The 15,152-nt window shown below is 66.7% G+C and carries 11 protein-coding genes; 4 read left to right on the top strand and 7 right to left on the bottom strand.

Annotated features, from left to right (window positions below; genetic code table 11):
• Positions 1-15: 15 nt before the first annotated feature.
• The 7 genes from LU699_RS12235 to LU699_RS12205 form a co-directional block, all read right to left on the bottom strand.
• Positions 16-1,587 (bottom strand): SDR family NAD(P)-dependent oxidoreductase, encoded by a 1,572-nt coding sequence (locus tag LU699_RS12235; RefSeq protein ID WP_232138304.1) that lies wholly within the window; start codon positions 1,585-1,587, stop codon positions 16-18.
• 498 nt (positions 1,588-2,085) lie between these two features.
• Positions 2,086-3,192 (bottom strand): GDSL-type esterase/lipase family protein, encoded by a 1,107-nt coding sequence (locus LU699_RS12230; protein WP_425491066.1) that lies wholly within the window; start codon positions 3,190-3,192, stop codon positions 2,086-2,088.
• A gap of 90 nt (positions 3,193-3,282) precedes the next feature.
• On the bottom strand, positions 3,283-3,921 hold the full coding sequence (locus LU699_RS12225; protein ID WP_232138305.1) for an RpiB/LacA/LacB family sugar-phosphate isomerase: 639 nt from the start codon (positions 3,919-3,921) through the stop codon (positions 3,283-3,285).
• Between the two features lie 82 nt (positions 3,922-4,003).
• Entirely contained in the window at positions 4,004-4,759 is a 756-nt protein-coding gene (gene kduD, locus LU699_RS12220) for a 2-dehydro-3-deoxy-D-gluconate 5-dehydrogenase KduD (RefSeq protein ID WP_232138306.1), read from the bottom strand.
• A gap of 46 nt (positions 4,760-4,805) precedes the next feature.
• Positions 4,806-5,654, bottom strand: coding sequence for a 5-dehydro-4-deoxy-D-glucuronate isomerase (gene kduI, locus LU699_RS12215; RefSeq protein WP_232138307.1), 849 nt, complete (start codon positions 5,652-5,654; stop codon positions 4,806-4,808).
• A 505-nt stretch (positions 5,655-6,159) separates the two neighbouring features.
• Positions 6,160-7,212 (bottom strand): LacI family DNA-binding transcriptional regulator, encoded by a 1,053-nt coding sequence (locus tag LU699_RS12210; RefSeq protein WP_232138308.1) that lies wholly within the window; start codon positions 7,210-7,212, stop codon positions 6,160-6,162.
• 97 nt (positions 7,213-7,309) lie between these two features.
• Positions 7,310-8,923 carry a family 43 glycosylhydrolase gene (locus LU699_RS12205; RefSeq protein WP_425491074.1) on the bottom strand — a complete coding sequence of 538 codons (1,614 nt, stop codon included), beginning with the start codon at positions 8,921-8,923 and terminating at the stop codon, positions 7,310-7,312.
• A gap of 223 nt (positions 8,924-9,146) precedes the next feature.
• On the opposite strand from LU699_RS12205, the gene xylB reads away from it, so the two are divergent.
• From xylB to LU699_RS12185, 4 genes are read left to right on the top strand one after another with little or no spacing between them, the layout of a single operon-like run.
• The gene (gene xylB / locus LU699_RS12200; protein WP_232138310.1) at positions 9,147-10,640 is read left to right on the top strand and encodes a xylulokinase; all 1,494 of its coding nucleotides are present in this window, start codon (positions 9,147-9,149) and stop codon (positions 10,638-10,640) included.
• A 34-nt stretch (positions 10,641-10,674) separates the two neighbouring features.
• On the top strand, positions 10,675-12,018 hold the full coding sequence (gene xylA / locus LU699_RS12195; protein ID WP_232138311.1) for a xylose isomerase: 1,344 nt from the start codon (positions 10,675-10,677) through the stop codon (positions 12,016-12,018).
• A complete protein-coding gene (locus LU699_RS12190) occupies positions 12,018-13,457 on the top strand; it encodes a sugar porter family MFS transporter (RefSeq protein ID WP_269781362.1) in 1,440 nt (479 codons plus the stop codon). The genes xylA and LU699_RS12190 overlap by 1 nt, the downstream gene beginning before the upstream one ends.
• Positions 13,457-14,323 carry a methylglyoxal synthase gene (locus LU699_RS12185; protein ID WP_232138313.1) on the top strand — a complete coding sequence of 289 codons (867 nt, stop codon included), beginning with the start codon at positions 13,457-13,459 and terminating at the stop codon, positions 14,321-14,323. Before LU699_RS12190 ends, LU699_RS12185 begins: the two co-directional genes overlap by 1 nt.
• The last annotated feature ends 829 nt before the right edge of the window (positions 14,324-15,152 follow it).

The raw sequence follows: 15,152 nt of genomic DNA, 5'->3' as shown, positions 1-15,152 counted from the left end.
CGGCGCTGCGACGGCTCACCAGTCCGTCGGCTTGTAGTCCTTGAGGAACTGACCCCAGACGTGGGTGCCGGTGTTGATGCCATCGATGATCGGATCGACGATGCGCGCCGCGCCGTCGACGATGTCGAGCGGCGGATGGAAGCGTTCTTCGACGATCTTGCGCTCGGCGATTTCCACCGGATCCTCGTCGGTCACCCAGCCGGTGTCGACGGCGTTCATGTGGATGCCATCGCCCTCGTAATCCGCAGCCGAAGTGCGCGTCATCATGTTGAGCGCGGCCTTGGCCATGTTGGTGTGCGGATGCTTGGTGGTCTTGAAGTTGCGGTAGAACTGCCCCTCGACCGCGGACACGTTGACGATGTGCTTGTCGCGTTCGGGCGTGCGCACCATCAGCGTCTTGAGACGCGCATTGAGGATGAAGGGCGCGACCGCATTGACCAGCTGCGTCTCCAGCAGTTCGACCGCCGGCACTTCGTCCATCTGCAGGCGCCATGAATTGCGCCCGCGCAGATCGACCTGCTGCAGATCCTTGTCGACGCGACCTTCCGGGAACAGATGCGCCTGGCCGACCAGTTCGTCGGCGAGCAGCGGCACCTGCGACAACTCTGCCGCGCGTGCGAGGCCGGCACGGCCCGCGCTGCTCTCGACCAGCGACTGGCTGCCGCCCGGCAGCAGATCGGCCGCACGCAGGCCCTCGTAACCGCCGACAAGCTTGCGCACGTGTTCGGGCAGCTCGTGCAGCGCGGCGGTCTCGCCGGCCATCATGTGCGCGTAGAACGCGGGCGGACGGCGCACGGTCTGGCAGGCGTTGTTGACGATGAAGTCGAGGCGGTCGCGCGTGGCGACGAGTTCGGCGCAGAACGCTTCGACGCTCGGCGTGTGGCGCAGATCGAGGCCGAAGACTTCCAGCCGGCCGCCCCAGTCGCCGAAGTCCGGCTCCTGCGCGTAGCGCTGCGCGGAGTCGCGCGGAAACCGCGTGGTGACGATCAGCGAACAGCCCGCGCGCAGCAGTTTCAGCCCGGCCTGGTAGCCGATCTTGACCCGGCCGCCGGTCAGCAGCGCGACGCGCCCGGTGAGGTCGGCGGTCTCGGTGCGCTTGATGAAGTTCAGTTCCGCGCAGGTCGGGCACAGCTGGTCGTAGAAGTGATGCACCTGCGTGTACTTCTGCTTGCAGACGTAGCAGTGCAGCAGCTCCGGCGATTCCGAATAGGGCAATGCTTCGGGCGCGGCGTTGCGCGGATCGTGCTGGCCCGGCGGCTGCGGCGGGAAATAGTTCGGCGTGGTGAACACCGGCTTGCGGCGCAGCGTGCGGATGCCGGTCTGGTCGAGCAGTGCCTCGGTGCGGCGCACCTTCTCGCGGTTGGCTTCGCGCAAGGCTTCCTTGGCCTGCTTGCGACGCGCGCGCGGCTCGGGGTGATGCACGAGCGCGACCGCCTGCAGCAGGCGGATACGGGCCTCGTCCGGCAGGCCGTCGAGCACGCTGCGGTCGTCGCGGATCGCCTCGAGCAGTTCGAACGCGATGCGCGCGCGCTGCGGCAGGGAATCGTCGGCACCGGAGGCCGGAAGCGGAGCAGAGGTCGAATTCAAGAGCGTGTCCGTGAGCGTGCGCGACGTGTCGGACGCGGGGCGCCGGTGTCGTGCGGGGAAAGCGTGCAGTGCATCGGCGCGTCGGCCGTCGCGGGTGTGGGGTGGTCACGATGCCGGCGCAGGGCGCCTGGTGCATGACCGTGCCGGGATCGGATGGGATCCGCGGCCGGGGCATTTTCGCCGATTGGCGGGGGCTGTGCCATTGGGGGACTGGGCGAGGTCCAGGGGCGCCGGCTTTCAGTGGCTGCAGTCGTCCGAAGCTCACCCTGACCCGCCATATGGCTGTTCACGCTGGAATCCGTTCTGCGGTCAGCTGGAAGCGGCTTTGGCTAACAGCCGTCATTCCCGCGAAGGCGGGAATCCAGGGACTTTGCTTTGGAAGGCACAACGTCCTTGGATTCCCGCCTTCGCGGGAATGACGATTTCAACGATCATCCGCGCGCGTTTGGAGGCCTGCTGCCCCGCCTCGACGCCGTGACGCGATCCCTCGCAATCGTCTCAGCGCCTCACCGGCTGATACACGATGAAGATCACCAGCTCCTCATCGCCGATCTGGTCGAGCGCGTGTCGGTCGCCGTTGCGGGTCAGGATCGCGTCCCCCGGCCCGACCTCGCGGACCGTGTCGTTCAGCGTCAAGCGGCCGCGGCCCGACAGCACGTAGTAGATCTCGTCCTTGTCGTTGACGTGGTCGCCGATCGTCGCGCCGGGATAGAAGGCGCGCTTGCGGAAGATCAGATCGAAGCCGGTGGCGTCGGAGAAAAACGGGTACGCCGTCGTCGTGCCGAGCCCCTCGTGCGGGCCGGGCTGTTCGATCGCGATGTCGCGCTCCTGCACGACCACCGACGGCGACACGGGCGCAGCGGGCGGTGCCGGCAAGGCGTTGCACTCGGCCGCGGTCACGGCATTCACCGGTGCATCGGCATCGATGCCGCGCCAGCCGGCGGCGACGAGACAGGCGACGGCATCGGCGCCGGCCTCGCTGAAATGGGTACCGTCGGTCTTGCCCTGCGTGAACATGAAATAGGGCTTGGCGCCCCCTTCGCCGTGCACGCGGATCCAGTCGCTGGACGTGGCGTTGAGATCGATCAGCGCGACGTTCTCGCGCTCCGCCAGGGCCTGCATCGCCAGCGTGTAGCGGCCATGCGTGTCGACCAGCGAGCGGAAGTCGTAGAGCAGCCGCGCGACCGGGGTGATCAGGATCGGCATGGCGCCGTGTGTACGGGCGACCTCGACGTAACGCTGCAGCAGCTGCGGGTAGTCGGTCGCGGGATCGGTATAGCGCGTGACGTCCTCGCGCTTGGCATCGTTGTGGCCGAACTGGATCAGCAGCACGTCGCCTGCGCGAATCTCGCTGGCAATCGCGTCGAGCCGGCCTTCGTCGATGAAACTGCGCGTGCTGCGCCCGCCCACCGCGTGATTGCGGACTTCCCAGCCATCGGCGGCCCAGTCCGGAAATTTCTGGCCCCAGCCGGCCTGTGGCGCGCGCTCGGCGCCGTAGGTCGCCGCGGTGGAATCACCGGCAATGAAGATGCGGTGCGGTGTGGGCGATGCGGCGAACGCGGAGCCCGTGGCACCCAACAGCAGCAGCGACAACAGATATTGCATCGTGAGGGCGCTCCGCAGAAATCTGGGTTGGCACCACAGGCCGCCGCACTCTGGCGGCGGCCTGCGTCGTGCAACGGTGTTGCGCGGGGCTTACTGGCCCAGCACGCCCTTGACGTAGGCGACGATGGCGTCGTCCTGGGCGTTGTCGAAGAACGCCTTCTGGAAGCGCTCGCCGCCGACGGCCTGCTTCACCAGTTCCTGGTCGATCGCCTTCAGGCCTTCGACGAAGTCCTTCGATGCGCCCTTCTTGACGTCGGCGAGGATGCCGGCGTTGGTCATCTGCGATTCTTTTCGCTCGGCCGGGTAGCCCTGACCGCGCTCGCCGTCGAACGCCTTCTCGAAGATGTAGCGGATGTTGATTTCCGCGCCCCAGCCGTAGCCCTTGGCGAAGGGCAGTGCCAGCGCGTTGCCGTTGTTGACCTGCGCGAACAGGAACGCGTCGGTCGGCTCGATGCAGTAGCCGCAGTACACGCCAGGCCATGCATTGAGCGACATCAGCGCGCCCTGGCCCGTGCCGCAACCGGCGACGACGAAATCGACGGCCTTCGAGTTCAGCAGCAGCGAGGCGCAGATGCCGAGGTGGATGTAGGTCAGGCGGTGGTCGTTGTCGCCGTCCATGCCGACGTTGAAGACCGTGTGGCCCTTGTCGGCGGCGACGGTGTTGAGCTGCTCCAGCACGACCGGGTTCTTGGCGGCCTGGCTGAATTCCTGCATCAGTGCGATTTTCATTGCGTGTCTCTCTTGCGTGTTCGAAGGGGAAAGAAACGACAGGCCCGCCGAGATGGCAAACCGGTCGGAAAACGGGCGTGGATCAGCGTGCGAGCCAGCCGCCGTCGACCGGGATCACCGCGCCGTTGACGTAGTCGGACGCGCGGCTGGCGAGGAACACCGCCGTGCCGCCGAGATCCGAGGGCTCGCCCCAGCGCGAGGCCGGGATGCGATCGAGGATCGACTTGTTGCGGGCTTCGTCGGCGCGCAGCTGCGCGGTGTTGTCGGTCGCCATGTAGCCCGGCGCGATGGCGTTGATGTTGACGCCCTTGCCGGCCCACTCGTTGGCGAGCAGGCGGGTGATGCCGGCGATGCCCGACTTGCTGGCCGTGTACGACGGCACGCGGATGCCGCCTTGGAACGACAGCATCGATGCGATGTTGATGATCTTGCCGCTGCCCTGCGCGATGAAATGACGGCCGACGGCCTGCGACAGGAAGAACGCGGACTTGATGTTGACGTTCATGACGTCGTCCCAGTCCTGCTCGCTGAAATCGACCGCGTCGGCGCGGCGGATCAGGCCGGCGTTGTTGACCAGAATGTCGACGCCGCCGAGGCCGTCGAGCGTTTCCTGCAGCAGACGCGCGACCGGCTCGATGCTGGTCAGGTTGGCTTCGATCGACACGAACTTGCGACCCAGCGCCTTGACCTTGGCTTCGGTCTCGGTCGGCGGGCTGATGCCTGCCGCAGCGATGTCGGCGCCGGCTTCCGCCAGTGCCACTGCGATGCCCTGTCCCAGGCCGGTGTTGGCGCCGGTGACCAGCGCGACCTTGCCCTCGAGACTGAACGGATTCGTCATTGCGTTGCTCCCTGTTGCGATGCGGGTGGTGGCCACATGCGGCCGGTTACTTGAGCTGGCAGATGTCCAGCACGTGCATGTCGGTGTAGTCGAGGTTTTCGCCGCCCATCGCCCAGATGAAGCAGTAGTTCGACGTGCCGGCGCCCATGTGGATCGACCACGGCGGCGAGACGACGGCCTCGCCGTTGCGCACCACGATGTGGCGCTGCGCGTGCGGCTCGCCCATGAAGTGGTAGACGCGATCGGCGTTGGCGAGATCGAAGTAGAAATAGACCTCGCTGCGCCGGTCGTGCAGATGCGGCGGCATCGTGTTCCAGACGCTGCCCGGCTTGAGGATCGTCAGGCCCAGCAGCAGCTGCGAGGACTGGCAGGTCGCCGGCACGATGTACTGGTAGATCGTGCGTTCGTTGCTGGTCTCCAGCGCGCCGCGCTCGAGCGGCACCGCGTCGGAGATCGAGATTTTCTTTGTCTCGAAGCGCGCATGCGCCGGTGTCGAAGCGAGATAGAACTTCGCGGGCGCGGACGCGTCGTCGGACGCGAACACGACGTCGGCACTGCCCATCGGCACGTACAGGCCGTCCTTCGGCGCGAGCGCATACGCGGTGCCGTCGACGGTCACCGTGCCGGCGCCTGCACCGACATTGACGATGCCGAGCTCGCGACGCTCCAGGAACGGACGTCCCGCAGCGGAGGCGGGCTCGGTCTGCGCAGGCAGCAACAGCGGACCGGCGACCGGCGAGGCGCCGCCGATGACGAAGCGCTCGTAGTGCGTGTAGCTCAAGCGGATCGCGTCGTCGACGAACAGGCCGTCGAGCAGATACAGATCGCGCAGCGCGTCGTTGTCGATGCCCTGCATCACACCGGGGTGGGTCGCGTGATAGGTCTTCTGGTACATGGCGGGCTCCAGACGGGACAGGGCACGGTCACCACGGCACGTCGCCGGGCTCTTGCGCGGACGGTCATTCTATGATGTCCGGTAACCGGTGTCATTCTGCGGCGCGGCATGGGGATGTGGGCCGATCGATGCCTGCATGACAACGTCTGCGCTTCGGACGGGCGACCGCGCACCAGTGCGCGCACTCCTTGGGTCGTCATTCCCGCGCAGGCGGGAATCCAGCGCCTTTGCGCGGCGTGAGCCCGACTCTGTGAGACCTGTTTCGACCGAGTCAGCCTGTGATGTAGACGAAATCTCAATCCTTGCAGTAGCCGAAGGCACTGGATTCCCGCCTGCGCGGGAATGACGATCTGCAGGTTGAGCGTCAGCTGCGAGAACGCGGCAGCTGTGGTCTGAAAGACCAGCAAGAGCCCCTCACCCCACCGCCTGCTTCGCAGGCGGTCCTCCCCTCTCCCGGAGGGAGAGGGGCATCGGCGTCTGCCGCCGCAGGCGGCAGGACAGAAACTTACTTGGGGGGCTGGCAGGAATCCCGGAGGATCAGATGCGGACGCACGCTGGCCAGCGGCCTGGGGCCGTCTTCGGGCTGGATCAGCATTGCCGCGGCGATGCGGCCGGTGTCGCGGGTGTCGCGCCGCACCGAGGTCAACGGCGGCCACAGACGCGTCGCCAGCGGGCTGTCGTCGTAGCCGACCACCGACAGGTCGCGCGGCACGTTGATGCCGTCGCGCATCGCGACGCGGTAGACACCCGCGGCCATTTCGTCGTTGCCGCAGAAGATCGCGGTTGGACGCTTCTTCGCCGACAGCAGCTTTTCCGCCGCGGCGACGCCGGATTCGAAGGTGTAACCGGCTTCGACGACGCGCGACTTGGGCAGATCGATGCCGCGCTTCTGCAGCGCCGACAGAAAACCGCCGGTGCGTTCGATCGACGAGCGGTAATCGCGCGGGCCGGTGATCAGGGCGATGTCGCGATGACCCAGCGACTGCAGGTAATCGGCCACTTCCGCCGCGCCGTCGTGATCGTGCGTGACCACCATGCGTTCGGGCTTGTCCATCGACACGGCGGCGATGCGCACGTAACGCACGCCGATCGAATCGAGCATCGCCGCCAGCGCCGGATCTTCCGACACGCGCGGTACCAGCATCACGCCGTGCAGCTTCTGCTGCTGCACGAAGCGGCGCACGCCGTCGACATAATCGGGGCTGCGGCTGTCGCAGGGATGCACCACCAGCTCGTAGCCCGAGCCGCGCAGCGAATCCAGCGCACCGTATTGCATGTTGACGATGAACTGCGCGGTCGGGTTGTCATAGACCATGCCGATCAGGAACGAACGACGGAATGCGAGTCCGCGCGCCAATGGGTCGGGCGAATAGCCGACCTCGCGCATCAGGGTTTCGACCTTCTCCCGCGTATCCTGACGGACCAGCGGCGAGTGGTTGATGATCCGCGACACGGTTTTCTTCGACACGCCGGCAAGCCGGGCGATGTCGTTGATCGTCGCTGGGCGCGATGGATCCCGCACGGCCGCCGCCTTCGTGGTCTTCTTCGCTGCGGGCATCGGTCGTTCCGTCCGTCGGGTTGTCGCGCGGTTTCCATTCTAGCGGTACATCCCGGAGCGTCGTGTCGTCGACGCCCCGGCCACGCGCGCGAACCGCTCAGTCGAGCGCGCGGTACTGGAAGTTCCGGAAGTGCACCTTGCCGTCGCCAGCCGCGTAGATCGCCGGCTTCACCGCGAGGAAACGGCCGGCCACGTTGTGGTGATAGCCCGAGATTTCCATCTGCACCGGGTATTTTGTCCAGGTCTCGCCGTCGGTGCTGGTGTGGATGGTCACGATGTGCTGGTCGTTCTTGACCCGCATCCAGAGCTTGCCGCCGGTGGCGCTGGGCGCGATCTGGCTCGGTCGTTCCTCGCCGTAGCGATGCATGATGAAGCGCTCGCCGTTGCTGCCCACGCCGACGTAGAGCTTGTCGCTGTAGAACAGCAGCGCCCCGCCCTGCGCGCCCGGTTCGATCTCCATTTCCACCTGGAATTCGTAGGACTTGTCGCCGGCGATCACCGTCAGCGGCGAGCTGTCGCGCGGCTGCGTGCCCTTGCCCTGCAGCGACAACGTGCCGTCGCCGAAACCCAGACGCGCATATTCGGTCTGAGTCGGGTTGTAGAACGACCACTGCGCGCCCAGGGTGCTGCCGCTGAAATCATCCGACAGCGCCATGCCGTGTTGCCCGACCGACTCGCCGGCGGGCTTGGCCAGCGGCTGGCCGAGATCGCCGCCCTTGGCGACGAACCAGCCGTCGTCGGTCCATTCGATCGGCTCGAGCAGTGCTTGGCGGCCGAGCGTCCAATAGCCGTTCTCGTAGCCGTGATAGATCATCCACCAGCGGTCGTCGATGCCTTCGACGATCGTCGCGTGGCCGCGCGACCACCACGGCTCGCTGCGATCCACGGTACGCACTATCGGGTTGTGCGGCGAGTTCTCCCACGGGCCGTGGATCGAACGCGAGCGCGCGGTGATCACCATGTGGCCGGTCGGCGGACCGGCGGTGCCGCCGACAGCGGTGGTCATGTAATACCAGCCGTCGCGGAAATTGATCTTCGGGCCTTCCTGCGCATAGGCCTCGACGTCCCACTCCTGCGGATACTGCCAGCCGTCGTAGACGTGCTTGGGCTCGCCCACGACGCTCAGACCATCATCGGACAGCTGCACGTATCCGCCGCCGCTGAGGAACAGATAGCGCTTGCCGTCTTCGCCGACCGCATGACCGGGATCGATGTAGCGGCCGAGGCCGATGTCGACCGGCTCGCTCCACGGGCCCTTGATGTCGTCGGCCCAGACCACGTAGTTGCTGCGCTCGCTGCCTTCGGTGCCGCCGGTACGCGCGGGGAAATAGATGTAGTAGCGCTCGCCGTGCTTGATGATGTCCGGCGCCCAGATCGAACCGACGTTCTTGGTGATCGCGTGGCCCAGCGGCTGCCAGTTCACCAGATCGCGCGAATGCCACACCGGCAAGCCGGGATAGGCATCGAACGAGGACAGCGTGAGGTAGTAATCGTCGCCGTCCTTGAGCACCGATGGATCGGGGCGATCGCCTGCGAACACCGGATTGAGGAAGGTGCCGTCGCCGAGATCGGCCTGACGCTGGTTCTCGATGCCGCGCGCCCAGGGCGACGTGTCCGTCGTGGCGCTGGCGACAGGAGGCGCGGCGAATGCGCCCGCGGCGAATGACAGGCCGGCCACGCAGCAGGCAACGAGAACGGGGGCACGCAACATCGATCGCGACATCAGCAACTCCAGGCAGAAACGGCAGGTGCATCCAGTCGGATGACACCGATAGTCAACGGACCCTAGCAGACGCGCCCGGATCCATCATTTTGCGTCGCAGCAAGGCTTTTCCCGACCGCGCCGCTACAGTCGCAACGATCCAAGCCGCTGCAGTCCGCCCCAAAATGACACCGATAGCCAGCCATTCCGGCGTGAATCCGCAGGTCCTGTCGTGACCCTCGTCGCCGGCGTCGATGCAGGCACGCAGAGCGTCAAACTGCTGGTCTACGACACCGACAGTCGCAGCGTGGTCGCCGCCGCCAGCGCCGCGTTGACGTTGATCGAACGCGACGACGGCACCCGCGAACAGCAGGCCGACTGGTGGACGACGGCGATCGCCGACTGCTTCGCGCAGATCGCCCCCGACATCCGCCAGCGGATCCGCGCGCTCGGCGTGTCCGGCCAGCAGCACGGTTTCGTGCCGGTCGATGCGGCGGGCGCGGTCGTCGCGCCGGTCAAGCTGTGGTGCGACACCAGCACGCAGGCCGAATGCGATGCGATCATGGCCGCGGTCGGCGGCGAGGCCGCCTGCATCGCCGCGGCCGGCAATCCGATCCTCGCCGGCTACACCGCGTCGAAACTCGCATGGACGCGCACGAACCGGCCCGACGCCTGGCGCGCGATGCGCACCGTGTTGCTGCCGCACGACTACCTCAATTTCTGGCTGACCGGCGAGCGTTTCATGGAAGCCGGCGATGCCTCGGGCACCGGCTGGCTGGATGTGCGCACGCGTCGCTGGTCGCCTGAGCTGCTGTCGGCAATCGATCCCGATCGCGATCTCACGCTGTGCCTGCCGCCGCTGCTCGACGCGGACGCCAGCGTGCCGATCCGCGCGACGACCGCCGAATCGTTGGGCCTGTCGCCGGACGTGCGCGTGTCGGTTGGCGGCGGCGACAACATGATGGCGGCGATCGGCACCGGCAACGTCGTGCCCGGCCGTCTGACGATGAGCCTCGGCACCTCGGGCACACTGTTCGCGCATGCCGCGCAGCCGGTCGTCGATGACGCTGCGCGCTGGGCCGCGTTCTGCGCATCGGCCGATGGCTGGCTGCCGCTGATCTGCACGATGAACTGCACCGTCGCCACCGAGACCATCGGCCGGCTGCTGGGGCTGTCCACCGCCGCACGCGAAGCGCTGCTGGCCGACACGGCGCCCGGCGCCGACGGCCTGCTGCTGTTGCCGTTCTTCAACGGCGAGCGCACGCCGAACCTGCCGGCCGGTCGCGGCTGCCTGCATGGCATGACGCCATCGAACATGACGCCCGCGCATCTGGTGCGCGCAGCGATGGAAGGCGCGACCTGCAGCCTGCGCAGCGGCTTCGATGCGTTCGTCGATGCAGGCCTGCGTTTCGACACCCTGCTGCTCACCGGCGGCGGCAGCCGCAGCGCGGCCTGGCGGCAGATGGCCGCCGACATGCTCGATCTGCCGGTCTCGGTACCCACCCAGCCCGAAGGCGCCGCATTCGGTGCCGCGCTGCAAGCGCTTTGGGCGTTGCAGCGCCATGCCGGCGACCGGGCCGCGCTGGCCGATGTCGTCGATGCGCACGTGCAGCTCGACGAGTCAGCCGCCGCGCAGCCCGACGCCGCCACCGTCGACGCCTACCGCACCCATTACCGCGCCTTCGTGCGCCATCTCGACGCGATCGCCCCGCTCTACCGCGCCTGATCGCATCCCCCAAGACCGACCACGGAATCCCTACATGTCCACCCAGGTTTTCACCGGCGACACCACGTTCTTCCCCGGCATCGAGCGCATCGCATTCGAAGGCCCGGACTCCGACAATCCGCTGGCGTTCAAGGTCTACGACGCGAACAGGAAGATCGGCGATCGCACGATGGCCGAGCACCTGCGGTTCGCCGCCTGCTACTGGCACAGCTTCTGCGGCAACGGCGCCGATCCTTTCGGTCCCGGCTCGCGCGCGTATCCGTGGGACGCCGGCACCGGCACGGCGCTGCACAAGGCCGAAGCGCGCCTCGATGCGGCGTTCGAATTCTTCACCAAGCTCGGCGTGCCGTACTGGTGCTTCCACGATGTCGACCTGTCGCCGGATGCCGACGACATCGGCGAGTACGAGAAGAATCTGCAGCACATGGTCGCGTTGGCCAAGCAGCGCCAGCAGGCCACCGGCATGCAGCTGCTGTGGGGCACGGCGAACCTGTTCTCGCATCCGCGCTACATGAACGGTGCATCGACCAACCCGGACTTCGCCGTCGTCGCGCGCGCCGCGGTGCAGGTCAAGGCGGCGCTGGATGCGACGGTGGAACTGGGCGGTGCGAACTACGTGTTCTGGGGCGGCCGCGAGGGCTACGCCAGCCTGCACAACACGCAGATGAAGCGCGAGCAGGACCACATGGCGCGCTTCCTGACCGCGGCGCGCGATTACGGGCGTAGCATCGGCTTCAAGGGGACCTTCCTCATCGAGCCCAAGCCGATGGAACCGATGAAGCACCAGTACGATTTCGACAGCGCGACCTGCGTCGGCTTCCTGCGTGCGCACGGCCTGGACCAGGACTTCAAGCTCAACATCGAGGCCAACCACGCCACGCTATCGGGCCACAGCTTCGAACACGACCTGCAGGTCGCCAGCGACGCCGGCATGCTCGGCAGCATCGACGCCAACCGCGGCAATCCGCAGAACGGCTGGGACACCGACCAGTTCCCGAGCGATCTCTACGACACCGTCGGCGCGATGCTGGTCGTGCTGCGTCAGGGCGGCCTCGCACCGGGCGGTCTGAACTTCGACGCCAAGGTGCGCCGCGAATCGACCGATGCCGAAGATCTGTTCGCCGCGCACATCGGCGGCATGGACGCCTTCGCGCGCGGCCTCGAGGTCGCGCACGCATTGCTCGACGTCTCGCCGCTGGAAGACTGGCGAAGTGCGCGTTACGCGAGCTTCGACGATGGCGACGGCCAGGCCTTCGCACGCGGCGAGCGCTCGCTGACCGACCTGCACTCGATCGCGAGCAAGCGCGGCGAACCGCAGCAGCGCAGCGGCCGCCAGGAACTCTACGAAAACCTGATCAACCAGTACCTGCGTCGCTGATCGCGACGTCCCACGTCCGGAGAAGACGCGGCATGAGCACATCCCACGCGGGCGAGAACACGCGCCTGATCATCCTGATCAGTTGCGTCGCCACGATCGGCGGCTTCCTGTTCGGTTTCGACAGCGGCGTCATCAACGGCACCGTCGACGGCCTGCAGCACGCGTTCGGATCGAGCAAGGCCGGCCTCGGCTTCGAGGTCGCGTCGATGCTGCTGGGTTGCGCGATCGGCGCGTTCTTCGCTGGCCGCCTCGCCGACCGCTGGGGGCGCCGCTCGGTGCTGATCATCTCGGCGGTGCTGTTCCTGGTCTCGGCGATCGGCGCCGGCGCGGCGAACAGCTCGCTGGTCTTCATCATCGCGCGCGTGTTCGGCGGCTTCGCCGTCGGCGCGGCCAGCGTGATGTCGCCGGCCTACATCGCCGAAGTCGCGCCCGCGCGTTACCGCGGCCGGCTGGCGACGATGCAGCAGATCGCGATCATCAGCGGCCTGTTCGCGGCCTTCCTCAGCAATTACCTGCTCGCGCGCGCCGCGGGTGCATCCACCGAAGCGCTGTGGCTGGGCCTGCCCGCGTGGCGCTGGATGTTCTGGATGCAGGCCTTCCCGTCGCTGGTGTTCCTGGTGCTGCTGCTGGCGATTCCGGAAAGCCCGCGCTATCTGGTGGTCAAGCGTCGCGGCGAAGAAGCACTGGCCGTGCTGACGCGCCTGTTCGGCGCCACGCAGGCCCGCACCACGCTGGCCGAGATCGAAGGTTCGCTGTCCGACGAACAGCACCGCCCGCGCCTGTCCGATCTCGTCGACAAGCAGACCCGCAAGGTGCGCAAGATCGTCTGGGTCGGCATCGGCCTGGCGACGTTCCAGCAGCTGGTCGGCATCAACGTCGTGTTCTATTACGGCGCGGTGCTGTGGCAGGCAGTCGGCTTCTCCGAGAACGACGCGCTGCTGATCAACGTGCTGTCCGGCGCGCTGAGCATCGGCGCCTGCATCGTCGCGCTGCTGCTGATCGACCGCATCGGCCGCAAGCCGCTGCTGTGGATCGGTTCGGTCGGCATGGCGATCTCGCTGGCGCTGGTGACCTGGGCGTTCGCATCCGGCTCGCTGGTCGACGGCCATCTGCAGCTCTCGGACAACATGGGCATGCTCGCGCTGGTCGCCGCCAACGCCTACGTCGTGTTCTTCAACGTCTCCTGGGGCCCGGTGATGTGGGTGATGCTGGGCGAGATGTTCCCCAACCAGATCCGCGGTTCCGGCCTCGCCGTCGCCGGCGCGGTGCAATGGACGGCGAACTTCGCGGTGACCGTGAGCTTCCCGATCCTGCTGGCCGGCATCGGCCTCGCGGCGACGTACAGCATCTATCTGGTGGCTGCGGTGATCTCGGTGTTCTTCGTGCTGCGCTACGTGCACGAGACCAAGGGCCGCGCACTCGAACAGATGGAGGGCTGATGCGCCTGGGGCTGGCCGCGAACCGGCTGCACCACGCGCGCCCGGATGCCGCGCTGTTCCGCTGGCTCCACGCCAGCGGCGCCGGCATCCGTGAACTCGACATCGGCCTGCATGCCGTGGGCCGCACGTTCGACGCAATCGTCGAACGCGATGCACTCGCAGGCCACGCCGGCCTGCGGCGCTATCCCTACGGCCGCGAAGGCGGCCTGATGACGCTGGTCGCGGAAATCGTCGGCCTCGGCCCGGAGCGCACGCTCGACGGCGTGGTGTATCTGATCGATCCGGTCGATCCGTCTTCTATTTTTCCCGAGGCAGTGGCGCTGAAGCGCCAGTGCGTGATCCAGAGCAAACCGTTCCTGTCGACGGTGGCATCAGCGCGCGACTTCATCGAAAGCGAGCGCCTGCATGCAGGGCTCGCCGCCGATCGCGGCGCCGACGATCTGCACGCCTTCGAACACCAGACCGTCGCCCTGATCGCCCACGACGCGATGAAGCCGCGGATGCTGGAATTCGCCGAACGCCACTTCGACCTGCTCTCCCGCTTCGCCGGCCGCGTCGCGACCGGCACGACAGGCCAGTTGCTCAACAACCTCGCCTGGCAACGCGGCTGGCCAAGCGATCAACCGTGGACGCAACGTTTCCAGAGCGGTCCGCTCGGCGGCGATGCGCAGATCGCCGATCTGGTGTTGTCCGGGCGCTGCCAGCGCGCGGTGTTCTTCGAGGATCCGCACGTCGCGCGTCAGCACGAGGCGGATATCCAGTTGCTGGAGCGGGCGGTGACGACGGTGACGGATACGGTGGCGTGTCTCACATCGCCGGCGGTGGCGGATCGATGGGCGCGCGCGGCACAGATGCGGATGCGGTAGGGATTGAGTGAGGGTTCGCTCTCTTATGCTTTTCCCTTGCCTCACTCTCTCTCTCAACTGGTCGCGACTTCCAGTTAGAAGCCTTTTCGCTCGCTCCGTTCGGGTCAGTTTTCTCCGGCAGTTTGAGCGGGTCTTCTTTGCGCTTCGCTTTGCTCTTGGATTTGGATTCGTCCTTCGTTTTGACTTGGCTATGGCTTCACCGCCGTCATTCCCGCGAAAGCGGGAGACGCTTTTCAACAGCGCGTAGCGCTGGTCATCCATTTTGATATTGCTTTGGCTTTGCCCGCCCTTGACTTTGGCTTTGGCCTCCGCCTTTGACTTCAATCGAGCCGTAAAGCGAGCCGTAAAGCGAGCCGAGCATCGCAGGGCGGCGGGGTCGAAGAGCAGCCCATGTCTGAGCGCAGCGAGTTTGGGCTGCGTGCCCCGTCGACCGAGAAGCGCAGGGGACCGCCGCGGTTGTATCGCGGCGGATCGCGTCCGGCGAAGACGGTTTTGCTTACTTTTGCCAAGACAAAAGTAAGCCGCGCGACAGCGCGGAAGCCCTGTCCTTGATCTTCGCTCTTGCGATTGATCTTTTGCTTCGAACATCTAGGTCGCGAAGCGACACGCGAAGAATCTTGAGCAAGTGCACGGCTTTCGCCCGCTGCGCGTGCGAGTCCCTTTTGGATGGACCCAAAAGGAACCAAAAGGTCCCTTCGCCGGACGCGAGCCGACGCGATGAAGCCGCGTCGGTTCCCTCCGCTCCTCGCCTGACGCGGCACGCAGCCCAAACTCGCTGCGCTCAGACATGGGCTGCTCTTCGGCCACGCCAGGCTCCGGTGCTCGGCTC

Origin of the sequence: Luteimonas fraxinea (assembly GCF_021233355.1) — a bacterium.
Taxonomy (GTDB): Bacteria; Pseudomonadota; Gammaproteobacteria; order Xanthomonadales; family Xanthomonadaceae; genus Luteimonas; species Luteimonas fraxinea.
Note: the sequence above shows the minus strand (reverse complement) of the source record. Positions and strands in the feature narration are given on the sequence as shown.